At 41.0% G+C, this 24967-nt stretch carries 27 protein-coding genes; 15 read left to right on the forward strand and 12 right to left on the reverse strand.

Going from position 1 to position 24967, the window contains the following annotated elements; all coding sequences use genetic code 11:
- The first annotated feature begins 52 nt into the window (after positions 1-52).
- The 5 genes from VF06_RS33910 to VF06_RS33930 all read left to right on the forward strand — a co-directional run bounded on the left by VF06_RS33910 (position 53) and on the right by VF06_RS33930 (position 4805).
- Entirely contained in the window at positions 53-964 is a 912-nt protein-coding gene (locus VF06_RS33910) for a branched-chain amino acid transaminase (RefSeq protein WP_099070572.1), read from the forward strand.
- 20 nt (positions 965-984) lie between these two features.
- Positions 985-2349, forward strand: coding sequence for a hypothetical protein (locus VF06_RS33915; protein ID WP_099070573.1), 1365 nt, complete (start codon positions 985-987; stop codon positions 2347-2349).
- Between the two features lie 28 nt (positions 2350-2377).
- Complete coding sequence (locus tag VF06_RS33920; RefSeq protein WP_099070574.1) at positions 2378-3217, forward strand: PhzF family phenazine biosynthesis protein; 840 nt, start codon at positions 2378-2380, stop codon at positions 3215-3217.
- Between the two features lie 64 nt (positions 3218-3281).
- Positions 3282-3935 carry an RraA family protein gene (locus VF06_RS33925; protein WP_099070575.1) on the forward strand — a complete coding sequence of 218 codons (654 nt, stop codon included), beginning with the start codon at positions 3282-3284 and terminating at the stop codon, positions 3933-3935.
- A 438-nt stretch (positions 3936-4373) separates the two neighbouring features.
- Positions 4374-4805, forward strand: a complete 432-nt coding sequence (locus tag VF06_RS33930) for a (2Fe-2S) ferredoxin domain-containing protein (RefSeq protein ID WP_099070576.1) — start codon at positions 4374-4376, stop codon at positions 4803-4805.
- Between the two features lie 173 nt (positions 4806-4978).
- On the opposite strand, the gene VF06_RS33935 is transcribed toward VF06_RS33930, so the two are convergent.
- The 3 genes from VF06_RS33935 to VF06_RS33945 all read right to left on the reverse strand — a co-directional run bounded on the left by VF06_RS33935 (position 4979) and on the right by VF06_RS33945 (position 7420).
- On the reverse strand, positions 4979-5959 hold the full coding sequence (locus tag VF06_RS33935) for a tyrosine-type recombinase/integrase (RefSeq protein ID WP_244918208.1): 981 nt from the start codon (positions 5957-5959) through the stop codon (positions 4979-4981).
- A 165-nt stretch (positions 5960-6124) separates the two neighbouring features.
- A complete protein-coding gene (locus VF06_RS33940; protein WP_099070577.1) occupies positions 6125-6544 on the reverse strand; it encodes a carboxysome distribution maintenance protein McdB in 420 nt (139 codons plus the stop codon).
- A 24-nt stretch (positions 6545-6568) separates the two neighbouring features.
- The gene (locus VF06_RS33945; RefSeq protein WP_099070578.1) at positions 6569-7420 is read right to left on the reverse strand and encodes a ParA family protein; all 852 of its coding nucleotides are present in this window, start codon (positions 7418-7420) and stop codon (positions 6569-6571) included.
- Positions 7421-7885: 465 nt separating this feature from the next.
- Here VF06_RS33945 and VF06_RS33955 point away from each other — a divergent pair, with 465 nt between their 5' ends.
- Entirely contained in the window at positions 7886-8173 is a 288-nt protein-coding gene (locus tag VF06_RS33955; RefSeq protein WP_099070579.1) for a hypothetical protein, read from the forward strand.
- A gap of 78 nt (positions 8174-8251) precedes the next feature.
- Entirely contained in the window at positions 8252-8455 is a 204-nt protein-coding gene (locus VF06_RS33960) for a hypothetical protein (RefSeq protein WP_099070580.1), read from the forward strand.
- A 97-nt stretch (positions 8456-8552) separates the two neighbouring features.
- Here VF06_RS33960 and VF06_RS33965 read toward each other — a convergent pair whose 3' ends face one another.
- The 6 genes from VF06_RS33965 to VF06_RS43560 all read right to left on the reverse strand — a co-directional run bounded on the left by VF06_RS33965 (position 8553) and on the right by VF06_RS43560 (position 16104).
- Positions 8553-9476 carry a nucleotidyl transferase AbiEii/AbiGii toxin family protein gene (locus VF06_RS33965; protein ID WP_099070581.1) on the reverse strand — a complete coding sequence of 308 codons (924 nt, stop codon included), beginning with the start codon at positions 9474-9476 and terminating at the stop codon, positions 8553-8555.
- A complete protein-coding gene (locus VF06_RS33970; protein ID WP_099070582.1) occupies positions 9473-10069 on the reverse strand; it encodes a type IV toxin-antitoxin system AbiEi family antitoxin domain-containing protein in 597 nt (198 codons plus the stop codon). The genes VF06_RS33965 and VF06_RS33970 overlap by 4 nt, the downstream gene beginning before the upstream one ends.
- A 775-nt stretch (positions 10070-10844) precedes the next feature.
- A complete protein-coding gene (locus VF06_RS33975) occupies positions 10845-11759 on the reverse strand; it encodes a hypothetical protein (protein ID WP_099070583.1) in 915 nt (304 codons plus the stop codon).
- Positions 11760-11906: 147 nt separating this feature from the next.
- On the reverse strand, positions 11907-15119 hold the full coding sequence (locus tag VF06_RS33980) for a primase-like DNA-binding domain-containing protein (RefSeq protein ID WP_099070584.1): 3213 nt from the start codon (positions 15117-15119) through the stop codon (positions 11907-11909).
- A 489-nt stretch (positions 15120-15608) separates the two neighbouring features.
- Positions 15609-15854, reverse strand: a complete 246-nt coding sequence (locus VF06_RS33985) for a hypothetical protein (protein WP_306419421.1) — start codon at positions 15852-15854, stop codon at positions 15609-15611.
- 58 nt (positions 15855-15912) lie between these two features.
- The gene (locus tag VF06_RS43560; protein WP_146195955.1) at positions 15913-16104 is read right to left on the reverse strand and encodes a hypothetical protein; all 192 of its coding nucleotides are present in this window, start codon (positions 16102-16104) and stop codon (positions 15913-15915) included.
- 696 nt (positions 16105-16800) lie between these two features.
- On the opposite strand from VF06_RS43560, the gene VF06_RS33995 reads away from it, so the two are divergent.
- The 8 genes from VF06_RS33995 to VF06_RS41650 all read left to right on the forward strand — a co-directional run bounded on the left by VF06_RS33995 (position 16801) and on the right by VF06_RS41650 (position 22198).
- A complete protein-coding gene (locus VF06_RS33995) occupies positions 16801-17922 on the forward strand; it encodes a hypothetical protein (RefSeq protein WP_099070586.1) in 1122 nt (373 codons plus the stop codon).
- The gene (locus VF06_RS34000; protein ID WP_099070587.1) at positions 17903-18097 is read left to right on the forward strand and encodes a hypothetical protein; all 195 of its coding nucleotides are present in this window, start codon (positions 17903-17905) and stop codon (positions 18095-18097) included. The genes VF06_RS33995 and VF06_RS34000 overlap by 20 nt, the downstream gene beginning before the upstream one ends.
- Positions 18098-18128: 31 nt before the next feature.
- Complete coding sequence (locus tag VF06_RS34005; RefSeq protein ID WP_099070588.1) at positions 18129-18350, forward strand: hypothetical protein; 222 nt, start codon at positions 18129-18131, stop codon at positions 18348-18350.
- Positions 18351-18440: 90 nt separating this feature from the next.
- The gene (locus tag VF06_RS34010; protein ID WP_143861832.1) at positions 18441-18698 is read left to right on the forward strand and encodes a hypothetical protein; all 258 of its coding nucleotides are present in this window, start codon (positions 18441-18443) and stop codon (positions 18696-18698) included.
- Between the two features lies 1 nt (position 18699).
- Entirely contained in the window at positions 18700-19110 is a 411-nt protein-coding gene (locus tag VF06_RS34015) for a hypothetical protein (protein ID WP_099070590.1), read from the forward strand.
- Complete coding sequence (locus VF06_RS34020; RefSeq protein ID WP_099070591.1) at positions 19110-19826, forward strand: hypothetical protein; 717 nt, start codon at positions 19110-19112, stop codon at positions 19824-19826. The genes VF06_RS34015 and VF06_RS34020 overlap by 1 nt, the downstream gene beginning before the upstream one ends.
- A 138-nt stretch (positions 19827-19964) precedes the next feature.
- Positions 19965-21866 (forward strand): hypothetical protein, encoded by a 1902-nt coding sequence (locus VF06_RS34025; RefSeq protein ID WP_099070592.1) that lies wholly within the window; start codon positions 19965-19967, stop codon positions 21864-21866.
- Positions 21867-22000: 134 nt separating this feature from the next.
- Positions 22001-22198, forward strand: coding sequence for a hypothetical protein (locus VF06_RS41650; protein ID WP_180267793.1), 198 nt, complete (start codon positions 22001-22003; stop codon positions 22196-22198).
- A gap of 146 nt (positions 22199-22344) precedes the next feature.
- Here VF06_RS41650 and VF06_RS41655 read toward each other — a convergent pair whose 3' ends face one another.
- From VF06_RS41655 to VF06_RS34040, 3 genes are all read right to left on the reverse strand, one after another.
- The gene (locus VF06_RS41655) at positions 22345-22701 is read right to left on the reverse strand and encodes a hypothetical protein (RefSeq protein ID WP_180267794.1); all 357 of its coding nucleotides are present in this window, start codon (positions 22699-22701) and stop codon (positions 22345-22347) included.
- Positions 22702-22959: 258 nt separating this feature from the next.
- The gene (locus VF06_RS34035; protein ID WP_099070593.1) at positions 22960-23781 is read right to left on the reverse strand and encodes a hypothetical protein; all 822 of its coding nucleotides are present in this window, start codon (positions 23779-23781) and stop codon (positions 22960-22962) included.
- Positions 23778-24320: a hypothetical protein gene (locus tag VF06_RS34040; protein WP_257208150.1), complete on the reverse strand. Its 543-nt coding sequence runs from the start codon at positions 24318-24320 to the stop codon at positions 23778-23780. Before VF06_RS34040 ends, VF06_RS34035 begins: the two co-directional genes overlap by 4 nt.
- Positions 24321-24967 lie beyond the last annotated feature (647 nt).

Here is a 24967-nt window from a genome sequence, read left to right on the forward strand (position 1 = left end):
TACAGTTTTCTGATAAAATCTATTTCAAATAGTCTCTCTATAAATTTCTAAAATGACTAATCGTTACATAATGATAAATGGGGATATTGTTCCATATGAAAATGCAACTATACATGTTGCCTCAGTAGCTATGAAATATGGTGCGTCTGTTTTTGAGGGGATTCGGGGATATTGGAATTCTTCTAATAAAACATTAAATATTTTTCTTTTAAATGAGCATATTCGTCGATTGCTAGAATCTATGAAATTAATGAGAATGAAACATAACTATTCTTCTAAGGATATTTCTCAATTTATTGAAAACTTGGTTCGCCACAATCTTCTTAAAGAAGACTGTTATATTCGCTGCGCTGCTTCTATAGAAGGTGAGGGTGGCATAGATGTTTCTGATCCAGTTATGTTGTCCATTGATGCTTTTCCACAATCTCGTAAGGCTAAACAACAAGAAGGGATTCATGTTTCCATCAGTTCTTGGATTCGTATTTCTGATACGATGATGCCTCCTCGTATTAAGTGTATTGCTAACTATCAGAATGGGCGTTTAGCAACTCTTCAAGCTAAGGCTGATGGGTATGATAATACAATTTTACTTAATCAAAATGGGAAAATTGCAGAAGCACCAACAGCCTGTATTTTCTTAGTAAAAAATGGTATTTTAATTACACCATCAGTTACTCAAGGTATTTTAGAAAGTATTACTAGGAATTTTATTATTGAAATAGCTGAAAAACTAAATTTATCTTGTAAACAACAAGATATAGATCGCTCGGAATGCTATCTAGCTGACGAAATTTTTCTGTGCGGAACTGGCGTAGAAATTTTACCAGTTGTATCTGTCGATCGTTTTACTGTTGGCAAAGGGATTATTGGCAATATTACCAATCAATTAAAACTTTACTACTATGACACCGTTTATGAAAAAGAATATAACGGCTCACATTACTTATATCCAGTTTCTTTTTAATTAAATAGGACAAAAAATTTATGGCTATGTTCGGTTTAAGTTTTGAAGAAACCTATCAGTCACTGATTAGCGAATATGCTTCTCAAGCATATCAAGAGATTGAGGAAATTGAAAAAAAATGTGAAGATAAAAAAAATGTCTTTCGCAATACGCCTTTTGCACTTTATCCACGTGTGTTAATAGTTGATTCTCATTTACGGAGTCAAACTATTAAAATTTCAGAAAAATTGTTAAATATTCTTGAGAAAGTTATTCAAGTGTTTGAAAAAGATAAAGAGACTCAAGATTTTTTCATGTTAGATGAAATAGCAGAATCTCTGGTAAAAATTGATCCAGGCTACAAACGTAAAATTAGAATTTCTCGATTCGATACTTTTTTAACTGGAGATGCAACCCCCTTCAAAGTTCTTGAGAACAATACTGATTGTCCAGCGGGAGTTATATTCACTGGTCGAATTATGAAGTTAATTCGTCAAGTTCCAACGATATCAAAACTTTTGAATAATCTGACGTTAGTTGATGAAGCTATTGAGTCAAGCTTAGCTTTTGTCTCAGAACTATTATCTGTTTACCATGAGTTTTGTGGAACTAATGAGCAAATGCCAACAATTGCAATACTACAGCCTCATGGTAAAGTTAGTCCAGAAAGCCTCACAATGATCAATGTATTCTCTGAGTATGGAATTAGTTCAGTAGTGGCAGATCCAAGAGAATTTGAGTATAAAGGTGAGTATTTACTGTTTGATGGAAAAAAAGTAGATTTAGTTTGGAATAAGATTAACACTGCAAATTTTATCCCACTTTTGCAAGATATTACTAGTATTCAGCCTTTTTTGCACGCTTGTTCTGAGCGAGCTATATGTCATGTAAACTCTTTCCAAGCACGCTATATTACTGAGAGTAAACTTTGTCTTGCCTATCTAAACAGTTCCAATTTTCAATCTAATTTTACACATGAGGAGCAAGATTTACTAAAGTATGTCTTGCCGTGGTCCCATAAATTAGAAGACGGTACTGCTCAGTATTATGGTAGAGAACTAGAAATACGAGAAATTGCTTTTGAATATCAATCCTCACTTGTTTTGAAGGCTGCATATGATATTCGAGGTGATGGCGTAGTAATCGGACGTTCTTTACCTCCAGACGAGTGGAAAGAGCGAATTAACATCTGTTGGGGTAAACCATTTATTCTTCAAGAGTTTATACCGCCTCCTAAGGTGATAGTACCAGCTAAAGAAGGTAAAAATTTTACTTTTAAAAACTTTAGTTTTGATCTATTTATGTTTGGTGGACAATTCCAAGGATTTGGTTCAAAAATTAGTGATAATGAGAAATTGAACCTATTTCAAGGAGGAAGTAAACAACCCGTTTTTTCCCTTACATAATAATTGTTTTATATAAAAATATTTAATTATGGAAGCTATTGAAGTAAGAGTATTCACAACAAGAATAGATCAGGGAAATCCAGCAGCTGTGATTATGAATTTTTCAGATTCTGAAGATGAGATGCAAGCTTTAGCCACTATTTTGAATTATCCGGTTACTGTCTTTGTACAACTCTCTAGTAAATCTGAACAAGTCGATGTTTCTCTCCGTTACTTCACGCCACAGATGGAAATTCCTGCCTGTGGACATGGTACACTAGGCGCTGCTCACTATCTATTATCAGATTTTCATACTAAGCAATTAACTGTTAAAACTGGTAAGGGTGAATGTTTAACAGTTGAACGAAGTGATAATAGTTTATTGCTGCTGAAGCTCCAAGACTTTAGATTATTGAATATAGATTTTAACCTTCAAGAAATTTGTAGTTTGCTTGGCATTACTGATAAAAGCTTTATAGATATTGATTATCCTTGTTGTGTTGCTTCAATTGGTAGCCCTAAACTCCTCTTTCCAGTCAAAGACATTCAAGTCTTATTTAATCTGGAGCTTCAATTCTCTAAAATTACTGAGTGGAGCAAGCAAAATAAGGTCAATGGTATTTATGTTTACACTAAAGAAACTCTTGAACTGAATTCAAATTTCCATGCTCGAAGTTTTAATCCAATGACAGGTGCTAATGAAGACGCAGCAACTGGAGTAGCTGCTGCTGCTTTAGCAGCAGCAGTAGCAAATTTTAAGCAGAGTCAGCATGACTTTATCATTGAGCAAGGCGATATTATAAACCGACCTAGTCGTTTATATATATCTACTAAACCCTTAATAACGTTAGGTGGTTTTGCTGTTACTGTTGGTTCAATTTTCACATAGTATAAGTTTAGCTAGAGTAGCCGATTTGGTTTTAATAAACAATAGTTTTTTGGGATTATAAATTATGAATATCCGTTTTTACAATAAGGACTTATCTACAACTGAACTATCAGATGCTTTAGAATCGTTTGGATATACGAATGGGTTAAGGGGAATTAAGGCTTATAAGCAAGAGTTTAAAATTTTTGGGCCCGCTTTTACAGTAGCAAGAAATATTAATGAAGACAAGACCTATTTTCAAGCTGCTGATTTTATTGAACAAGTCCCTGAAGAGTCAGTAATTATCATTGATAACTTAGGAATTACTGATAGTACCTGCTGGGGCGAAATTTTAACAATTTGTGCATTAAATAAAAATATTCGAGGAACAGTTATCAATGGGGTTTATCGAGATGCTAGTGTAGTTGATGCTTTAAATTATCCGATTTTTTCAAAAGGTTCTTTTATGGTTACTGGGAAAGGTAAAACCAGGCTGGTCGGAGTAAATATACCTATTACTATTGAAGGAGTTAAAATTCTTCCTGGTGACTTAGTAGTAGGTGATAATAACGGAGTAGTTATTATTCCTCAAGATATTTTTAAGGAAGTTATGGAGCGAGCAAATTCTATCTATGAGGTTGAGAAGAAAATTAAGAATTTAGTGAATCGAGGAATGTCTTTAGAGAAAGCACGCAAAATAATGAACTACAATCAACTTTCAATGACACAACCGTCTTAGCAAGTGCTTGTTTACTAGATGATGTTGCAAAAAATTTAGATTTATTGTAAAAGATTAGATAAGATTGCTTAAATTATTGCACTGTCTAGGTTATTTTTTATTTATTACACGGAAAAGTAACGTATTTATAAGGGTTTCAGACCATAAATTTCAGACACTTTTAATTGGAACAATGGATGTAGAACGAAAACTGAGTTTAGTTTTTTCTAAAAACCTTCTTGAATAAGGTTAAGAGCCTTTGTATAGCACTTTGTTTCAGCCTCGCTAGTTTTAGCCCTGTTAAGTGCTTGTACAAATTGAACTGTACATAACAGTTGGGACAAAGACTTATTCAACTAGGAGTCATGTAAAATTAATTTTGCACAATTAGTTCCTGCACACTACTGAAAGCTTTTTATTCAGATAGCTTACCTTTTTCAAGGTTAGATATTATTAACAATGAGTAATAACATAGTGAAGCAGTCCAGTCTTAAAGCACAAAATATCGATGTTCCTCAAAATAACGATGTTCTTTTCACCTGTGTAAAGAGCTTAGGACTAGCTAAAATTGAGCGACATGTATTTATCTGTGCTGACCAATCAGATGCTAAATGCTGTTTAAAAGAAACTAGCCTAGATTCTTGGGAATACTTAAAAAAGCGGCTAAGGGAGCTAAGCCTTGACAAGCCTTCAGACAAAAATCACAGTTGCATCTTTAGAACAAAAGCTAATTGCTTGCGAGTTTGTTGCTTTGGACCTATTTTGGTAGTTTATCCCGATGGTGTCTGGTATTGTCAGGCAACCCCGAAAATAATTGAGCGAATTATCCAAGAACATTTGATAGGTAACAAGGTAGTGGAAGAGTATGCTTTTTTAATCCATCCTTTGTAGTCATTTATGAATGGGTGTAAAATTAATTGTGACTAGGTACTGATAGCGCTGGAGAATTGCGATAATAGCTATACTGAACTAGTTAGTTCAGCGATGAAACAATTGAGGCATTGAGTGCTTTTGAGTAACTTTGTATCTAGGGGCTTGCTTACCTAACTTGGTATGGAGTTAAACTAATGGTTTTTCCGTTTACTATAAGGCACATTTAACAAATCAATCGCCCGTCTCTTCGCCGCTTCGCCCCGCCGATCATACTTACTTGTAGTATTTGGCGACGCATGACCTGCAAGTTTCGCTATGGTGACGATATCTGCACCTGCATCCAATAGATTACCGATAAAAGTTCTTCTAAAATCATGAGGTGTAAAAGCCTCCACATCAGCTTTTTCTCCCCGCCGTTGCAATGCTCGTAATACCCCCTGCTCACTCATCCGTCTTGATATAATTTTCTGTGCCTTATTTAAAGGATAAAAAAGCGGCCCATGTGCTTTACCCCGAACCAACAACCAATCAGTAACAGCTTGCACACCAGCTTCAGGTAAGTAGACAATTCGTTCCTTCCGCCCCTTAGCTTCCCGTATTGTTAATGACCGAGTGCGCGGTTTAAAATCACTCAAATCAAGAAATGTTACTTCACTGCGGCGCAATCCTACCGTCAAAACTGCCAACAGTGCCGCATCTCTGCGACCCAATGTTGAGTCATCTTGAATACAATCTGACCAAAGCGCAGCAATTTCTTCGGGATCAAGTTCGCGCCCCTTCAATAAACTTTGGCCCCGGACAGACTCAATATCAGCCGCTCGTCCATACTCATCCGTGGACATCAACCCTAACCGCCAAGCTTCCTTGAGCGTCCGCCGCAATGCACACAACATTTTATTCGCCATCGCCGGACTGTATTTTTCCATCAGTACCGACCGTACCGCAGCTGTGTGCTGGTAACGCAACTTTGACCAATCCAAGGTGCTTGCATCACAAATGTCATTAGTTAGCAGTCGAGCGATCGCATTTAACGCCTCCCGCATCGTCCGCCGCGAACCTTCACCTAGACTGTTGAGGTAAACTTCAGCCGGGTGCATAGTTAGCGGTACTGGTTCAGTTAACGCCAGCGATTCAGGATTAAAATTGTCAGCGATCGCGCGGTGAGTGTTCACGGACTGTCTAGTAGATGCTTTAAAATAAATCCTCCCCTAAAAGTGGCTGACTGTACACCTCCTAGACGTTATGCAGTGCGAGAATATATTTTCTCTCCACCCATTTGGGCCAGAAGGCGCTCTATTCCTAGATATTGTGTCTGTGTTCGCACTTTGGTCTAATTGCTACTTTAGTTTCTTGGCCAAATTAGCTAAACGAGTAATGCTAGAGCGAATGTTACCTGCTTCTTTGCGATTCTTCAGCCGTTTTTTGGCTTCTTTTAGCACTTGTTTCATGACTGTATCTTTATCTTGGCAGGTAACATAAAAAGCCTCCAAGAGCGTTTCAATTGTTATCTTTTCAATGTTGCATAGTTCATCGAGTTCTTGCTTGATTGACACTGACAAGCGTACAGGTACTCTAGGCGCAATTTCAGGAAAGTTGGCTAGTTGCTCTTCTAATAAAGTGAGTTCAGAAACGGAGCTATCAGCAGTCGATGTCACATCAGGGGGAGTCGAACCCTGCTGTTGTGGAGCTAACACATCCTGTCGTGGTGCAACTGTTGGTGCAACCGCTCTATTTCTGATTTCGTCTAGAATATTCATGTTTTTACCTACTTATAAAATTTCTTACGCTGGTTCTGATGGAATTAATTTGGCATATTCTTCTGGCAAAGCTGGCTTGAGTCGTTGAGCTAAGACATGAATTGCATATTCCAGATTTGGCTGCCCCAAGTCTGTTGGTGCAACCCGTTGGTTGATGGCATTTTTGAATACATCCGATTCCAAAATATGCGGCAACATTAACTCCGACCCTACCAACTGCCGCATGGTATCGATGCTGGTTTTAGTAGCGTTTGTTGGATGCAACCCAGTCCAGCGTGCGCGAAACGGCACTACACCCAGTAGTTCACCATAAGGTAGAGCTGCTTTAAATTCTTTGATTAATTCCATAGTCCGCAATAGCGATTGCACTCCCTTGACATTTGACTCTGCTGGAATCACCCATCTATCGCCAGCACCCAAGGAAGTCTGCGCTAAATGCGAACGTTCTGGGGGTGGGTCTACAATTGCCACACCGAAATTACTCACAATTGGCTGGAGGCGATTTCTTAAAATAAACAGACTTAAGCCACTGGAAGCCAATTTATAGTTAGCACTCTCCAAGCCATCATCGGAAGGAATCAAGAACAGGTTGCTATTGTTAATGATCCGGTCGCCCAGTTTAACGTCAGGTACAGAGGCAATGGCATCAAGAATTTTTGTTTTCTCTTCTGGTTGTGTCAGAACTTCCAGTAATGTTGGGGTATCAGGCTGCACTTGTACCCCTAAAAAACTGGTCAAGCTAGATTGAGGGTCGCAATCCACAAATAAAACGGGAATTCCTAAGCGACCCAAATACCTGCCCAGCATCAAGGCTACCGTAGACTTTCCCTGACCCCCAGCCAAGCCCAAGGAGACGACTGTTGGCGGATTTGGCATAAAACAATTGCATAAAATTACTAAAGTACAATGTCACAAATATACTAATTTACTTTTGTAGAATTGTATTTTAGTACAATTCTACTTTTGTACAAAAGCAGTTGCCCAGATGGTACATGAAAAATACTCGAATGTGAGGCTGCACGTTTTCCGCATCAATGAAACTGGGGCGTGCGGCAGGATATGATTTCTGGCAACTTTGGTTTGGAGGATGAATTATTTTTTGAAATAGAGTTGATAGCTGCTGATGGATTAGAACTACCAGTAGAAGCACTTTTTGATACAGGTCGTTAAGCTTTATTGCGCGGTCGGGGCTACAATAGACTTTTGGAGCATTTTGGGCGATTGAGATAAACACAAATCTATGGAAGATTTGCGATCGCGTTTCTTTTTTTGGGGAAGAATAGGTTGTCCTTAGTTTAGAAATGTCTACCAAATTTAAAAAAGTAAAAACATCAAACAAATATGGGCAGTAAAGAGTGGAGAGAGTGGCATTTAACGCCTAATGGATGGGTTGCTGGAACTTTTAAATATGATGGAGGCTGTAACTCCGTTCTAGTTCCTGAAAACAGAGTACTGACTTGTGTTTATAACGAGACTATAGTTCCCGGTTATACGGCATGGGCTGGTGTTGGCGAACCTGAATTTGATTTTTCAAACAGTGTTAGCATTACCTGGGATTGTTCTGATATTCGTCTTATATATACACTTTTAGAAAAATTCGGTTTTTGCCCTAAACGTCTTGAAGCTTAGTTTTTCAATGTTCTTTTTTATATAGATGGGCTGGGCTGTCGCCTTTATCTGTTCATAAGAAATAGAGTAATTTTATTTATGGGTAACTCAGAATCTAAAACTGTCATCTACGAACAAGATGGACGTACATATACAGGTACATACAAACTAGAAAGAGGGATAATAACCGTATCTTTTGACTTACAGGATAAAACTACTCAACTAGGAAATATGCCTGAAGAACTTTTAGCAAGACTTTTAATGAGTGAGCTAGTAAACGAGCATCTTCGGAAAAATAAATAGATGTGATCGCATCTCGTCTATTACCATCGGCAGGTGTGATCGCTTACTCTCTTGGGCTTGCTCTTTTCTTTTCGGATCTTCAGTTTGAGAACAAGGATCAAATATCAGACCAATGTTTTGAGGGAGTCCAGGTTTTATGGAAACCTTGTTCTTCTACGACCGCCAAACAAGGAGGCATTAAAAATTCCCCAATAACCGCAATAACTTCAGGCAATGAAACCTGTTCTGCTTTTAACTGCCCCTTCTTAACAAAAGCTGTCCATTGTCTTTGTTTATCGTTATCAAGAGCAAATTCTGATGTCAGGGCAAAGGGTAGTGTTGTTGGCAACGATGTTCTGCGTCGATTAAATGTGTTTTTAAGAGCTTCGTAAAGAATATCTCCCTGAAATTCAAAATGTTGAGAAAGAAACCAAATGTCATAAAAATCTTTTAGTCGGCTGTTTCTTATGCCAAGACTAACCATTGCCTGGAACTTTTCAGCAATTACTGTCTCACGAGGATAAACAAGTAAAGAAGGTGCTGGCAAATTTAGGATGGAGGGAAATTCAGCTTCTTCAGCTGTTGGTGTAACTGCATCACCAAATCCAATATCTACTTGAACCGAGATATTAGTAGAAGCCAGTTGACCTGTTAGCTTAATTCTTATCCCTTCATACTCTTGTTCTTCCTTTATTTTTTCTGCCGTAACAGTTTCTTCTAGAAAAACAATGCCATCTTGGTCAAACGAAATGCGGCAAATTTCCCGAAATACTTCTTCCAAGTATGAGGCTTTATTATCCCCATGAGCAAGCATGTCTAAATCTTTAGTTGCCCTATGAGGCTCATCATTCCATATCCTGAAGAGAGTCGCTCCCTTTAGGATGAACCGATGCTTGTATGAAGATTGACCAAGCCTATATAAAAGGCGATCTGCGGCATAAAGTGTGAGAAGGTAATTGAAATCCTCTCCTCGCTGTTTTGATAGTTGAAGCAATCGCGCTTTGATAGAGGCTGGTATATTATGAAGCTGTTTTTTACTCATCCAAGTGATTCGAGATAGGGGCGCATCACGTTCTGCATTCGGCAAATCTTAGCATAATGCCAAATTTCGTCTATGGTGCAGCGCCTTTCTTTCAAACACTCTCGCAGTGCTTCCAAAGCAACATCAAGACCAATTTTGTTGCGAAACTTAAAACAATCTACAACAGTTTTGGCAGGACAATAAACCGGAACACGCACTCCTTCAATTTCATACTCTTCAATCCCGGATTCTAGAGCTTTACCCGACATATAAACAATCCGCAGAGGAAGAATATCTTCTTTAGGCGCACGAGCTTTTTGAGGTATCGCTAGCCATACCTCAAAGGGGGCTTGGGTTGTCAGTTCATAAAAGCTAAGGGCAGAAAGCAGACAGATTACACCATGAGGAACCCGTTTGACAGCCTCAACCAGACTATGACTCTCTGTAATTTCTGCAAGCGTGGAAGTATAAATACCACGGGCAGAACGAATGAGAAGTCCTTGTTGCTCAAGACGTTTGAGATAGTCTCGATGAATTCCTTTTGCTTCTGCATCTTTGGCACGGATCGCACCTGCATTATGAGCTAGTTCCAATACCTGCTGCATTTTGGTCATACTCTAATCCACCGCTTGGTTTAGCTTCTATCTTTTCACCTATCAGACAAAAAGTTGGTATTTGTATATATCTACCGACACTTTAACACAATAATTTGAATAAATTGGCTATTTTGTGATGAAACGTTGGTATTTATCTAAAATAAATAACGTTTCATCATGAGCTTTTAAGCTCAAATCTTTATGGATAAATCTGATGGCACTTCTTCACTACTCAGTTACAACGCCAAAGCGTTTATTCCACCGTATGTGTACGCTGGTTTTATTGATTAGATTTTTTTATTCAATTTAGTAAAATATTTTGTATTATTAATATTTAGTTCAACCATAAGAAAAAGGCTCGATATAATTCTTAATCGAGCCTTTTTCTTATGGTGCTCATTATTTTAGCATAAATTTGAGCATTTTGTCAATGCTTTTAAAAGATACTTACTTGAAATTTTTTTTTGACGAATCAACCACTACAGCTATTGTAGCTATATCATTTTGAAAAATTCGATGAGTGCATCTATTAAGTTTCTCTGATTTGTTGTTTCTGATCAAGCGGTAATGCCCATGAGGGTGAAAAGCTATCAAGCGATCAGTTGAACAAAAGGGGGTCTGCCTGGGTCAAAGCGAGCTTATGTCAAAATCATCGCCTAACGCCCCAAAACCTTAATTTGACGTGAGCGCCAGTCAGGGGTGACTATCCTATTGCAAATACTTATTTATTCAGGGGGCCACACAACAGATATAACCCCATGATGGCGTTGACTGATAGAACTTTAAAGCGGTTTTACTCACCCGTTTTTAACTTTGGTTTTGGTAAGGTACGCGGCACAGAGGTATTATCCTGACTAGTCGCTCTTGACTTACCTTTCTTCCGTGCAGGTGGTGCTGCTGCTCTTTGCGCTTTCTTAGCTGCAAGTTGCACTGTGGCTTTATCCTCCTTAGACGCTTTGAGAAATCTGGGTGCAGCTTCTTGTGGTAGCGCAGTCAGTGCAACAAAACCGAAGACATCACGCCCTGGCAGAAATTTAGCCTTGACTGTCACAAAGGCTGCGCGTCCTTGCTCCTCTTTAGCCACCTTGGGATTAAATCTGAAGGGTCGGACGGGTGCATCTTTCCATAGCAAGGGTATATGACTTGCCTTCATGAATTTCACCTTTCGGGCAGGCTCGGACTGCTTAATAAATTCGAGTCTTTCATCAGAGAAATTTCGGAACACCGAGATACAGGGAGTAGAGCAGACAGGAATGAACTGCCATAATCCTGATAATTTAAACTCCAGGTCTTCTAACTCTCCTGAAACTGCATCTAGTTTTCGCCCTCTGTCAAAGCCCACTAACTGAAAAGCGATGCGATGGGGTTGCTCTCTGCGTGGAAAGTGAATTGCCTTTGGATAAACAACCAAACGCTGATTATGGTTGCCAGTATTTTCTATTTCCTTCTTGAGAGCGTTTAATACATCCCATTGTCGCTTCGAGTAGTAAAGTGGGTATTCATAGCTACCGATAGTAACAGTGCTTTGTCCATCTGAACTGAAGTTGATATCCCCAGTAATTACCCCAACAGCTTGAAATATTGCTGTTGTCGATTCAACATCTGTTTCTGTTGACGTATCAACATTTACTTGCTCTTCATCCGATGGAGTTTCAACTGTCGGTACTGCTTGGGTTGACTCAAGCGAGGTAAATTCAGCAGATGCCATGATTATTGTTAATAGGAGAGAAATCGCGGTCTAATTCAATCTTAATTGTCTATCAAGTGTCTACATGACTGGCGGCATTGTCGATGCTGCAAAATTCCCTAATCGGGTTTTACATCGGTGACAATAACTGTTAACTGATTTAACGCCTTAATGCAGAAATTTTATCCAATCACTCCTGAAGATTTCTAATTGACATAATTGATGTTTATTGCCTCGATAGTCAATTGTTGCGCTACAGAAATATGTTTCCATTAATTGAACGCTCTTAATGATTCCGACTTGCCACTTGCGAACACTGTCGTTGAAAAACTCAACTTTATCCCCAACTTTCAATTCCGGGCGAGATAATTCGCTTTCTCGTGTATTTATCAATTCACCATCTTGTCGAGGAGAAAACCCAGTCACAGGATGGCTGTCCTGGCTGTCCAAGGAGTTTTCGGCAAGATTTACTTCTTGGACAGGCTCAAAAGATGTCACAGTAAGGCTGTCCAAGTTGGACGCATTGTCATTGGGGACTGAAGGGTTATCAGTTAAATTGACAAATTGATTAACTCCAGTTTCAGAATTTTCTTCATCTTTTTTTTGCAATGCTAATTCTTGGGGGGGGACAATTGGACAGGGTGGACAGCCCTGCTGTGTAAGGCTTTGGGCTTGTCCAGGGTCAAATCGAGGGGTATTTAGTGGGTGGACAGGGTGGACAGTCTTGCTGTGTAAGGGTTCTGGCGTTTTGGTCGGGTGAAAAAACTCTTCAAATTCCTCTATTCCCCCTTCAAGGCATTTATCTTTAAAGCAATACCAAAATTCCGCCCTGGATTGTGAAGAATCCGGTGGCCCTTCCGGTACTTTCATCTCAAAGACCCCAGCCAGTGGTTCAATGAATGCAAAGTGGGACTGAATTCTTTCACGCTTTCCGTTGACCGTAGGTGTCCAGCTACGTTCTTTGAAGTTGTGGGGCAAGACTGTTTTTAAATGGCTAATAAATTTGGACATCCCCAAAGGAGCATAACCATGTTCTCGGCAGTAAAGTACATACCAACTGTGTAAACGGCTTTGTGGGATAAATGTTTCGGTCGTTGAAGGGCGTAAGCACAAATCCACAAAGGATTTGGTAGAGTCCCCGTACAAAGATGCCTCTAGCGCCAGATTCTTCGCTCGATCTGAAGAAGGTGGCGATAACAAAATGCGATCGCGTTCTGCTCGTGGCATTGCTAAAGCCCAAGAAATGATGTCGGACTTCACCTCTTGTAGTTTCAGCCACAAGTCTGGGTCAGGGGTTACATCTCGGTTTTTTACTGGAATTGGGTAAGCTCGACGCATCCAACCGTCGCCAGCATTTTCGATCTGTAGATGACTTACAGAGGCAACCCAAAACCGAATGTACCACTGGATTGAATAAGCCACTGGGTTGAATAAAGCGCGTCCGCTCATTGCCCCATTGTCAACTAATTCGTAAAAAGCTCGGACTCCTTCGGCATAACCTCCTACATCAGGGAATCCAAATATCCGCTTTCCACTTAAATATTGATGCCGTCCTTCCGGTGTAGAAATATCCGCAAATTGTGAAGCGCTACTAGAGCCGGATTCGCCAAATAAACTACTCCAAAACCGTCCTAGCGTCCCCTTGCCCCCACCACTTAAGCCAATTAAGTGGGGAAACCGACCATAAGGGGCAGTTGGGTCTAAAAACATACTCGTGAATGCCCGAATTACTTCAACCAATTCTGATCCAAAGCTTTCAGTTATAAATTTGAGAAAAACTTCTGGGCATGGTTTGTTGGCTTCGTAATCGTGGGGAATAATATTAGTGAGGTAAAAATCTTTGCGATGAGGCATTTGTTCACCAGTTCGCAAATCAACGACACAATTGTTAAACCCTAATAAATGAGTATTGGTTGGCAGTGGTTCTGCTGGTTCTAAGCGACTGCGGCAATATTTAAAGGCAGATTCCTTGTGTGCGTTAGTTTCGTAAGGCTTGGTTATTCTCCAACCAAATGTTTTTGTGTAAGAGAGCTTGTAAGCGGATTCTCCAGCGTCTGCGAGGAGCTTGTAAGCTTTATTATCATCTTGGTGTTGCCATTGCTTATTCTCTTGTGACCATTTGTAAAAGGATGAATTCACTACCATCCATTCAGTTTTCGGAAAGATTTTTCGGTAAGCCCAGCCATCAAAAGTACCCGCCGTCACGCAGTTAGAATAGGGTAAATTCATGGATTGGCATACAGGCAAGTAAAATGCCTCTGGGTCTGCTGGGTCAATATCTATTTTGGAATTAGATAAATCCGTAACTTCTTTTTCAATAGTTTCAGATTCTACCTGTTGCGATTGCGATCGCTCTGCTTGCTTTCGCTCTGCTACAGCCGCGTGAATCTCCTGCTCTAGCCTGCGGATAAATTCTGGTGTTTCCATCTGCGCCAAGATTTCTTTGATATCACTCGACTTATATGGTAAATCGGGGCAGATGCTATTGGGGTTAATTCCAATAAATCCAATCCCTACCTCGGCTGCACAGTCCTGGCAGGTCTGGAGTTTCTTTAGCCCAGTGTCATCGGGGTCATGGAGAAAAACGATTAATCCTATGCCTGCTTCAATTGCGCGTTGATATTCGGGTGTGATAGTCTTTTTATCCCATCCACTGCCTTGGAAGGTAATTCCAGCAAGACCATGCGAGCGAGCCACTTCTACGCATCCCTCGCCTTCATGCTGGAGTAATGCCGGGGTTCCATTTACTGATTTAGCGGCGGCTAGAGCTTCATCAATACGGTATGCTCCCCAAGGCAAATCGCCTTTTTTCATTTGGGGTGTGCCATCTGCAAGCCTATGCCATTGCCGAAAGGTCTTGCTATAACCTTTCTCCTTATTGGCATCTGGCCACTGGTAGCGAACTATCCATTGTGATTCTGAGTAAGGATAAATTGTTTCGGTGGCACTGCCCTCAACATCTTTTGGTGGTCTACTCGTTAATTTTTTCGGTTGGGGAATATCGGTTACAGTATCCGTCAACATCACCAAACCTAATTCACCATCTGGAATTGGTGCTGGTTTGGGCAAGATTCTCTCTTTCTTGGGTATTCTCGCTTTTGGGGAAGTTGTGTAATTAGCCCCTGCCCTTTCTGCTAAAACTTCAGCCCAAGGTTTGATCGCCTCTCTGACGTGTTTGCACTCACAGCCGTTAAAGCATCTGTACTTCCCGGTTTCTGGGACGATAGATAAGTCATTCCCGCCACAAACTGGACAAATAAACTTATCTTTAGCTTTGGACGGTTCTAGCTGATCTTGAAAATTTCGGATGTCGAAGGAGGCGAACGCCCCTGGCATAACGGAGCCGCCAACTGTCTCTTGTCCTTTTAATAGGGCTACCATTGTGAAATCCTTGTGAGGTAAGTGATGTGGTTTTACCTCCCCTGAAGATTCACCAAAATTTTAATCAAATTTCTCGTTAAACCCGTTGTAGGAAGTTGTAAGAAGTACTAGGAACTGATAACATTAGGTTATAAAGAAATTTAATAGAAAAAAACTACGGGGTGTCTTCTAGGACTGTTAAACAACTAGCTCTAACTAGTTGAGTCTTGGGGAGGCATTCTTTTCTTATGTATATCGAGTGACATGACACTTAGAAAAGATGAACTAAGGGTATAGTCTTATTACATAGTAAATTATCTCAGGCAAAAAAAATAATAAATATCTCAGCTTTATAAAATAAAACAATTTATCTATTTTCCTCAAGCCAAGACACAGCAAAGCTTATACAAGTTTTCAATTAGTATTAAAAACCAGATAAATACGTCACTATATTAATAGTATTAGTGGGCTAAAAATAATTCAATTTGTTGATGCTGCTTCAAAAAGACATTAATCTAAGATTTTGACTGACTTAATACCTTGGCTGCATTTCTGGACTAACAGCCATCTTTTAGCCTCTGGCTCTAGCGCGGGCATGATTCTCCAGTTGAAAACATCTGCCCAAGTTTCAACCCCGTGAGCGTTTGCAAAACTGACTTCAAGTTCCTTGAACCGTACCCAATCGCGATCGCTAATAGCCGTCAAAACCTGGATAAATGTACTTAGTGGTATTAGAGCTGCTGTTTCAGTCAACATACCTGTTTTTATCTATAGCCTTTGAAAGCAATTCTACACCTAATACGCTAGTACGCAATTATCCTTGTGAATGCTGCTTATCCAAAAACTCCTGGACTAGCTCACAGATCACGGTGTCCATCGTCCGATTATTTTTAACGCACCACAACTTAAATTCTGTATGCAAATCCTTTGGCATCCTTGCTCTAAGATGTGCCACTTCATCTGGTTTATCCCCTTTAGGTCTACCCACAATTACGCAATTACTCATAAACTCTACTTTTTGATTATCCACTTATAATCAGTAATTTTCATTTTTGCGTACTAGAGTTTTAGCGTAATAGAGTAATTTGGTGTTATAGTGTGGCTATGGCATAAATGCCACGGTTTGACGAAGCCTGTATCAGATGGTTGAAACGGCAGAGTTACTTAATTAGCTACCACGCAAAAGCAGAGAAGGCAAAAACGCCAATGGCAGACAAGATACACGTATTCTTGGCGACTTCAGCCTGCGAATTGATTTTGAGGAGAATTTATGCGAGTAACAATCAGGCAGTCTCTACACCCATTTATCAGCAATAAAGCGCAGGAATTGGGTATTAATGACCATGCAGAGGTGGTTAACTTCCTTTTACTTCAGATATTGCAAAATTCGATGCTGTCACAGGCTCCCACAAGGGGGACTCAAGATACTCAGTAGTGTTTCATAGATACGTTTCATGAAACAGTTTCAACGGTTGCATCAATGTTTCAGCCTCACTTTAACCGTGAAACGCCACTGACACTCGCCAGAAATATGAAACATGAAACATGAAACGTTAGTTGATTTTGACTACTTTTGCTTGTGACAGTGACGATAAAAAGTTGAGAGCCAAACGATATGTCAAGACCTAAAAAACAACCAACATCTATAAGCGCGGACGCACCGAACATAAACGAGCCTGCAACTATAACAGAGAAAGCATCGATGCCATCAAAAAAAATAATTCATTTGATGCTAGATGCTGGGCGCTCCAGTATCAAATATCAGGCTTTTGTTAACAACGAAACTGGCACAACATGCTTCGACAAAACTCAGCAACCGCCAGTGATGAAGACTGAATCTCTGGTGTGTTGTGTACCATCAGTGCCATTTGGAGAATTAGGAGCTTTCAGCCTCAGCCGAGCCAAAGATGAAAACAACAAAGATGTTGTAGAGCATTGGGTTGTTGGTAGCTCCGCCAGACTGCAAGGTAAAGAGTACATAGCGATGAGCGATGGAGAAAATTACAAAGTAGACTACTTCCCCTTACTGGCACTAGGCGCAATCGCATCTCTGCCGAATCTGTTGGAGTTGTCCACAGGCACTTCCGACAAACGTAGAACCTTGCACATTCGTTTATCAACGCTCTCCCTAGCTTCTCCATTAGAACTAAAAAAAGCCATTGAAAAATGCAAGTGGATAGCGGTAGACGGTGTTAGATACCGTTTGTGCTTCTCAAAGCAGGGCTTTCTTGGATTTCCAGAGGGGTATGGCGCGTCACTTTGGGCAAGCGAACGCTTTGACGATAAACAGTTCCATACTTTTGATATTGGATATGGTACAGCCACAATCAGCGAATACAGTAATCTCGGCAAATTACCAAAACGGGTAACTTGTAGCCCGAATGGTGGCGGTGGTGTTGCCACACTAATCAAAGAATTCTCTCTGGCATTGAGCAATACCGATTCTTCTAAAATGATTCGCCCCTCCCAACTGCGCGAGATTTTGGAAACTGCAACCGTTGGCGATAACGGCATAAGTGCGATTGCACCTGATGGCGAAAACATTGGAGCCGAACTAGAAAACGCTATTCATTCATGGATGAAAGATTCTCCCTTGGCTTATGCCCTGGATGATGTCTCCGTGAAGGCTAGACGCAGCAAGGTAACTTTGTGTGGCGGTGCGTTTGCGATCGCGCCTGTGCAGATGTTGATTAAAGAAAGATTACTCAAGGCAAGCATTCCCGAAAGTAATTTGTTGATTCCAGAAAATCCTGGAACCGTTGCTTTATCAGAGATGAAAAAACTTTACTTAGGAGAAACGACCGATGTTAAACAAGCGGCTTAATTACAACGTCCCAACTGACTTGACTCCAGCCATCAGAATGCTTGCAGAAATGGATGGTACAACCCCCGCCTACTGGCTGAGAAAAGCTCTAGAGAAAGTAGTTTTTGAAAGATTATCCTCACATAACAATCATCAAATTAACTTAGGTGATTTAGAGGCGATAAGAGGTGAATAATATCAAGTTTAACTTTCAAGCGAGGTGCGAGATGAACAGTATTGTTAGCACAGAAGAAATAGTAATCATTCTGGCTGGTGTTGAGCAAACTTTAAGATTGATTCAAGCTACTCCCGAATATAGGAGACTGCAAACCTCGAAGCATTTTACTACATCAAACGACTTGGTTTTGAATGATGCCATTCAATCAATTTATGAAGTTCTAGATGGCATTGAAAAAGTACAACTCGCTAACAGTTTTGATGAAGAATAATTGTGCAAACGCTTGCCCGGTCAAGAAAAGCGTTCGCACTTGTGACTTGCATCAGGGATGAAAACAGTACACACATTAAAGGATATCAAAATGGCGCACCCAGTAGGATTTTATTCTCTCTCTCACGACAACGCACTCATTAAAGATATGTGTGAGACATGGGGCGAAGGACTAGAGAAGATGAGCGAATCAGATACACTCTGGCTAATTGCACGCGTAGCCCATGAAGCATGGTTAGCGTGTGATACGGACTCGCCTCCTAGCAACGAATCCGAGTCAGTATGGAACCGACTGCATGAGTTAAAGCAATGGGAAAAAATTGCATTGATTAAAGCAATGGTGCAGTGAGATGTACAAGAAACAACTGTATTTAGCTTTGGCTGGTGTTGGTGTTTGTATGTTGCCTATAATCATCCCCTTAGTACCCAAGTTGGGGGCTTATGCAGAAGCCGAGAGATTAAAAGCCACCGAAGGATTAGAGCGTAAACGCATAGAAGAACGGGCAAAAACCAGTGATGCGTTATATGAGGCGGGAGTCATGCCCACAACTCGAAAACTGAGAGTCACGAATTATTTTGATAGCAGTAAACGCAATCCCAGACCAGACACAACCATTTATCAAGATGATGAAATTGTTGATGTTTTTGACGCAACTGGTAGGTGTATTGGGCGAATAGAAGAAGGAATTTGGAAGTGGAAATACAAAGCCAAAGGAATCTGTAAAAACGTTCAAAATATCAAACCAGTGAGGAGAAAATAATGGGATTAGGTTCATCAAGTGCAGAGAGTAATAGTACTGGCAACAGCGATGGTAAACCTAAAGGCAAGAAGCGAACGCTTGGTGAAATTATAGATTTTTGCGCCAAGGCTGTTGTGATGATTGTTGGTTTACCTATTAGGGCAGCCGCCGCTATAGTCAATCAGTTTGTTGCTAACGGTGGTGCGGGTCGTGCGTTAGTTGGTGGGATTTTATTTATCGGTGGTTCCATAATAAGTGCTGATTCAACTTGGCAATTAATCTTTACTGGGCCACCTGTTTGTCCTTGGTTTGAGCCGACTTGGAACTGGCTAAACGTGCCGTTTGCACTGTTTAACCCCTTGTTTTATTTGGCATTCATAATTTCTGTAGGTGTGCAAGTAATCGAAGCCCACGCCCTACGCGGTAAAAACCCAGATTCAGCTAGGCGGGAACTTCAAGACCACATGGTTTATGAGCTTGAAACCAAGCCTAGTGGAAAAATTGACTTGGTAGGTGAACTTTGGAAGGATTATAAGACCGCAGGGACACGCTCACGCTCTAGCGCAGGGCTGGTTGTGATTGCGGTTTGGGTGTTTGATATTGTGACCACCTTTGCAGCTCGTAACCCGTTTGAATTTACAGCCCCATTCATGATTTTGGGCTGCATCTTATTTAATATCGGCACAATGATGGCGGGTGAAATTGGTTTTGCTATTTGGCGGTTGACCAAAGATTAGACTTCTTGGCATTTGTGGGGTACTGGGTTTGGGGTAAAGGGGAAAGAGATGAAATTTCCCCTTACCATGCACCCCAACATCTTGCAAAAGTCCGCGCACTGGGAGCGGCTGACTTTAGATAAATAAGGCATTTAACTTGTGGAAAATAATCTCCCAAAAATCACAACTAAAGAAACAGAATATCTCCGATTACAGTATCCTAGTCTCTCGCATTTAGAAGCCGGGAATATCGCCCAATGGCTGCAAGAGAGAAAAGAGCAATTGTTTGAAATGGCGCGGCAATCTGAGAACGAAGCAGACATGACTCGTGTACTTGGCTTGGTAGCTGGGGGGATAGGAGCGGTTTGTTATGCGGTTAATCCTTTGGCTATAGTTGGTGGTTTAATTGGCGGTGCTGCGTGGTTATGGTTTGTTGTCGAACACTCCAATAGAACCAAAGAGATTGCCCCCTTACCCTTTGTACGTGGCAACTTTATAGACGCTCTAGCTCGTGCTGGTGACTATGATAATCGAAGCAATTATCAAGCAGATCATCTTGCTAATACTGTTAAATTTCTAGAACGACAATCAGCAGAAGAGTACGCCTTTCTTCATGCTGAATTTGAAAATATTGGCCAGTATTTAACCCAAGTTGAACCAGGAAAACGTTTTTATGCTTATCGCTGGATGTTTGGCTGGTTTGGCAAGCTTAAGGGTCGTCAGCTACCCACTTATCAAAGCATGGCTCTCCATTTACAGGATGTGACCATTGATAGCCGTGTGAATCTGTCGGAGATAAGTGCTATTGCACAAGCTCAAACCCAGTTACCACCCACCGTAGATATCAAACAATTTCAATCACCACAAGTAGATATTCGGGACAGTCACCAAGCAGATCATCCTTCTAAACCGGAGGAGTTACAGCCATCAACGCCGGGGCTTTCACCAGAGACTATAACTCATCTCCCTCTGGCTCAGAGAGCAAACGCACTCATCACTGCCTTAACTCAAAGTGGTTTCCAAATAGAAGACATGATGAGTTCTCAGGTGATAGCGATCGCTGGTACTCAGCGAGGTGGTAAGGGAACCTTAGCAGCAATCTTGGCAACATTATCTCTAGCTTTAGATTCGGGATTAAACACCCAATACTTTACAGCCGGGGTGGACGTTTACCCCTTTAGTTGCAATCTGATTTCTGCTCTTAAATACCCGGAAAAAGATGCAGATGGGGCTGATAAACTAGTTGCCCGTGACTTGCTTAAATTTCTTAAACGCTTAGATGCAAGTGAACCTTACTCCCACAAAAACTTACTGTTAGTCATTGATGAGGCGATGCGGTTGCTGTCCCTACTTGATGAGAGCGATCGCATTTGGGCTATCCAATATTTACTTTCTCGCTTCGCCAAATGTGGCGGTACATTAATCATTGTTTTGCACGGCTCGAACCTAACTTCTGTGGTTGGCAAGGCAACAGCAGGACTAGCAGATACCTTTAAAGCCTCGGTTAACTTTATTGGCTGTGTAGCTAAGTCTGTTAGTGCTGGTGGATTGCGAAAGATTAATGTTGCTAGTGGCGAATATTTTAAGGCTAACCCTAATAACTTTGCCGAACCTGTTAGTGGTGGCAATCTCGGCATGATTCCTGAATGGTTGAAGACTTCATTGCACCCAGGCAATCAACAGCCAGATCCAGCTAGAACATTACTAAAATTCTTCCCGGAATTGGTACAGCATCACGAGGTAGTAACGATGCCCAGAGGCGAACGGATTGCACCACCTGACGCAGTTAATCAGCTGGAGTCTATTTTCTCAAAGCCTACCCAAGAGGTTGAATTTGGAGAAGCAGAAGAAGAATTAAGTATTTCTCTTGCAGATAAAAATCTGATTTTAAACATCGTTACTTCAGCTGTTGCAACACCAGTTAGCTTTGCAGCGATTAGAAATAGCCGAAAATGGGGCGAAGATAAAAGGAGTGTTCGCTATTTAAGGAGTGCGATTGCACAACTTATAGAATCCAAGCAATTGAAGGGTAGTGAGAAAGAAGGGTTTACCGCTTTTTAACAGTTATCACTTCAGATAATTGCGTTTAACTCACCCACTTATCAGTTAACTGTTCACTGATTTAAATCCCCCACTATACGCCTGATAACTGTTGACTGTTCACTGATTTAATATTACTGCAATCTCAAAAAGCCTTGAATTTGCACTTATATCAAAGACATCAACTCCAGACATCAAGACAGCAGTATTGGTTCGGTTTAGTCCAACTATCCCTAACCAATACTGCTTTTATCAGTAAATTAATTGGCATTAGCTACCGGATTACCTTGCACGTTTTTTTTGATTTTGGTCAGTACCAAGATATCGTTCAACCCTCTGTAACTTGGTATTAGTAAAACCAGTGCGCTGCCAGATAGCTTGTAGATATTTATTGAAATCATCCGAGATTTTTACCGGAATAAATTGATTTAGCAGAAAGAACATTGACAAAGCAAAAGATGTAGTAATCAGCCCCATCATTCCGTATTTACTTAGGGGTTCAGAGCGATAAACCTCTTTCTCTATGGTGATGGGTTTCGGGTGAGGAGTGTTTTTCAACTCTTGGATCGTCCCGTTCAACTTCTCGATGTGAGCTACTATTATTTTCCAACCATGCTTTAATTCTGTTATCTCGCTCTTTAGCCCTTTGAACTCTAAGCTCTCTAATGTCGATGAGGACTTGGGCATATTCTTTAACTGCGTCAGTAAGGGAGTTAATTCTTGTCTCAAATTCTCGTTGCTCTGCTCGTACTCGTTCGAGCAGAGATTCTGATTCTTCAATTCGGTCGTCAGCATCTCGATTGTCACCATCGCTTTGCTGAGGAGTTGATTCTGAATTAAATTCGTTTGCGCCCATGCTTGTAACTCCGCCCTATCTCTTTCACGTTCAGTTTTTTGTGATTGCTTAAAACTTTCAAACTCTCTATATAATCTGCCCAATGCTATCTTGACCTCACCCAATTCACTAGCTTCAAGAGCAAGGGAGGCAGGGGAAGCAGGGGAAGCAGGGGAGGTAAGGATTTCTTCTTTATTTGACTGCGATTCTAATTCATTCTCCCCCTGCCTCTCTTCTCCCCCTGCTCCCCCTGCTCTGATTCTGTGATTGCCGTTGCCATTATTGTTGTTGCTCATTAGTTTTCTTTTGACCCCGACGAGAAGTAGACGCAGTAACTTTTGTCTGTTTTGAAGTTGAGGTGTTCGACTCAGCAGGAACCACAACGAGAGGTTGTTGTAACCCTAGATAAGCTCCAGCCTTTTCAAGTTCTGGTTTAGCCTGATCTAAAAATCCACTCACTAGCAGGTAATCTCCAAAAGGAAATCCGTTCTCTTCAGTCGCAGCCGAGTAAGGTAGACCTTTCTCTGTCAACGTGTCAAAGGTCGAGTAGTCTAGCTCTGGCATTTCTATTTCTATACCTTTTAGTTCGGCTATAGCTGCCGACGTTTTACTATTCTCCCAACGCTGAAAACCTGAACCTTTATCCCAGCATAGATTTTTCACAATCACATAATCAGCTTGAGCGCCGCAGAATTCCGCCATAGTTTTTAAGCTAGTGATGACCGAATACCCAAGGTTAAGCACAGTCACTAGCGTTACCCGATAACCCAAATCACCTGCAATCTTGAATAGCCCAAACTTACTGATAATCTCTCTAGTTTTATTGCTTGATGCCCCCGGCATATCTACTATTATTGAGTCCGGTGATTCGGCTTTGATTTCCGTAAAGAAGCGTTTCGCCTCTGCCACCTCCAGGAAGTTCAACAGCCTTACTCCTGAGCCAAAATTTTGATAGTACTCGTACAGTTCTGGATTCTCTGTATCTGCGTCATAAGCTAGATAATTAATTCCTTTATTGTGCATTACATCCAATAGCAAGCGAGTAAAGGCAGTCTTACCTGTACCACCCTTGCCCCCCAGTATCATCACGATGCGTTTCATATTTCGCTCCTATCAGTGATATTAAATTGGGAAGAAGTATTAGGATTTGTTTTCTTTCGTTTACTAGTTTTAGATGATGATGAGCCGGATGGTTCACTGCTATCAATTGGTGAACTATCTGGCTCTACTGCTGCAATGTCATTATTAGTTGTGGTTGAAGAATCAGTTGATTCTGGCTCGGAGTCAGAATTAACTGATTCTTCAACCGCTTTAGATGATGATTCATTACTTGAATTATTCCCCGTTAAAATTGTTGCTTTTTTATGAAAAATCTTCAGACCACTGGCCGCCAGTTCTACCCCATGACCTTTAAACACATCAGAAACATCGTCATAAGAATAGCCAGCGTCTAACATATCTTGAATAGGTTTAGCCAAACTGAGAACTAAATCTGACAGGCTGATAGTTTTAGGAGTCGCGGCTTTCTGTTTAAGACTGGTTTGAATCTCTTCGATTTTTGATAAAGGGACAGCTTTTGGTTTGCGCGACATATTCAGCACTAGTAATAAATTATTCCATTGTAAAAAAAACGTGGTCATCAAAAGTTTAAGTTTCTTGTCGTGATGTGACGAATATCAACAAAAAAGGGTTTGTATCTTCGTGAGGTAGACTAGTTTAAAAAAGCAGTTACGCACGAATCAACATCCTTCGTATCACTAGTATGACCAGCATTGCCCAATAGACTATGCCCTCGGTTACACCGAAGTGATTGCACAGAGTCAATCGTGATTCGCCAAAATCTCGTACTCCCCCAGTCTCCCGTTGTGCCCCTTGGTTCCCGCTGCCCCTAGCCTGTCGTGGCGGCATAGGCAAGCAATACGCCGTAACGCACCTGCGGTGCTGCTATTCCTTCGGAATAGCGGCGTGTTTGCTTGTTGGGGGTGTCCCCCAAACCCCCCTAAAACAGGTCTATTAAAGGGGGAAATGAGTCAACAAGAGGTTCCGGGTTATTCGCGCTCTGCTGCTACGGCGCAAAGCGCCGTAGCAGCAGAGCGCGAATAACCCGGTGAAAAATAAATATTTAAAGAGCTAAACGCCTAATTAGTTATGCAGCCAGACCCCCGCATCAATCTTAGTAATCAACTAGCTGACACATTAACCAATCGGTCAGTAGCACCAGATGAAAAGCGAGAAGTAACCATCACGTTTAGGGCTACCTATGCCGAGAAAGCGAGGCTAGAGCAAC

It is taken from the genome of Nostoc linckia z4 (assembly GCF_002608075.1).
Lineage (GTDB): Bacteria > Cyanobacteriota > Cyanobacteriia > Cyanobacteriales > Nostocaceae > Nostoc > Nostoc linckia.

Excerpts from the sequence above, each read along its gene's own strand:
- VF06_RS33995 (WP_099070586.1), top strand. The coding sequence starts at position 16,801 with ATGCCATCAAAAAAAATAATTCATTTGATGCTAGATGCTGGGCGCTCC.
- VF06_RS33965 (WP_099070581.1), bottom strand. The coding sequence starts at position 9,476 with ATGAGTAAAAAACAGCTTCATAATATACCAGCCTCTATCAAAGCGCGA.
- VF06_RS34040 (WP_257208150.1), bottom strand. The coding sequence starts at position 24,320 with ATGACCACGTTTTTTTTACAATGGAATAATTTATTACTAGTGCTGAAT.
- VF06_RS34015 (WP_099070590.1), top strand. The coding sequence starts at position 18,700 with ATGTACAAGAAACAACTGTATTTAGCTTTGGCTGGTGTTGGTGTTTGT.
- VF06_RS33920 (WP_099070574.1), top strand. The coding sequence starts at position 2,378 with ATGGAAGCTATTGAAGTAAGAGTATTCACAACAAGAATAGATCAGGGA.
- VF06_RS33910 (WP_099070572.1), top strand. The coding sequence starts at position 53 with ATGACTAATCGTTACATAATGATAAATGGGGATATTGTTCCATATGAA.
- VF06_RS43560 (WP_146195955.1), bottom strand. The coding sequence starts at position 16,104 with ATGAGTAATTGCGTAATTGTGGGTAGACCTAAAGGGGATAAACCAGAT.
- VF06_RS33970 (WP_099070582.1), bottom strand. The coding sequence starts at position 10,069 with ATGACCAAAATGCAGCAGGTATTGGAACTAGCTCATAATGCAGGTGCG.
- VF06_RS34000 (WP_099070587.1), top strand. The coding sequence starts at position 17,903 with ATGTTAAACAAGCGGCTTAATTACAACGTCCCAACTGACTTGACTCCA.
- VF06_RS33980 (WP_099070584.1), bottom strand. The coding sequence starts at position 15,119 with ATGGTAGCCCTATTAAAAGGACAAGAGACAGTTGGCGGCTCCGTTATG.
- VF06_RS33955 (WP_099070579.1), top strand. The coding sequence starts at position 7,886 with ATGGGCAGTAAAGAGTGGAGAGAGTGGCATTTAACGCCTAATGGATGG.
- VF06_RS33925 (WP_099070575.1), top strand. The coding sequence starts at position 3,282 with ATGAATATCCGTTTTTACAATAAGGACTTATCTACAACTGAACTATCA.
- VF06_RS33985 (WP_306419421.1), bottom strand. The coding sequence starts at position 15,854 with ATGTTGACTGAAACAGCAGCTCTAATACCACTAAGTACATTTATCCAG.
- VF06_RS34005 (WP_099070588.1), top strand. The coding sequence starts at position 18,129 with ATGAACAGTATTGTTAGCACAGAAGAAATAGTAATCATTCTGGCTGGT.
- VF06_RS41655 (WP_180267794.1), bottom strand. The coding sequence starts at position 22,701 with ATGGGCGCAAACGAATTTAATTCAGAATCAACTCCTCAGCAAAGCGAT.
- VF06_RS33960 (WP_099070580.1), top strand. The coding sequence starts at position 8,252 with ATGGGTAACTCAGAATCTAAAACTGTCATCTACGAACAAGATGGACGT.
- VF06_RS33975 (WP_099070583.1), bottom strand. The coding sequence starts at position 11,759 with ATGGCATCTGCTGAATTTACCTCGCTTGAGTCAACCCAAGCAGTACCG.
- VF06_RS33915 (WP_099070573.1), top strand. The coding sequence starts at position 985 with ATGGCTATGTTCGGTTTAAGTTTTGAAGAAACCTATCAGTCACTGATT.
- VF06_RS33945 (WP_099070578.1), bottom strand. The coding sequence starts at position 7,420 with ATGCCAAATCCGCCAACAGTCGTCTCCTTGGGCTTGGCTGGGGGTCAG.
- VF06_RS34020 (WP_099070591.1), top strand. The coding sequence starts at position 19,110 with ATGGGATTAGGTTCATCAAGTGCAGAGAGTAATAGTACTGGCAACAGC.
- VF06_RS33940 (WP_099070577.1), bottom strand. The coding sequence starts at position 6,544 with ATGAATATTCTAGACGAAATCAGAAATAGAGCGGTTGCACCAACAGTT.
- VF06_RS34010 (WP_143861832.1), top strand. The coding sequence starts at position 18,441 with ATGGCGCACCCAGTAGGATTTTATTCTCTCTCTCACGACAACGCACTC.
- VF06_RS34035 (WP_099070593.1), bottom strand. The coding sequence starts at position 23,781 with ATGAAACGCATCGTGATGATACTGGGGGGCAAGGGTGGTACAGGTAAG.
- VF06_RS33930 (WP_099070576.1), top strand. The coding sequence starts at position 4,374 with ATGAGTAATAACATAGTGAAGCAGTCCAGTCTTAAAGCACAAAATATC.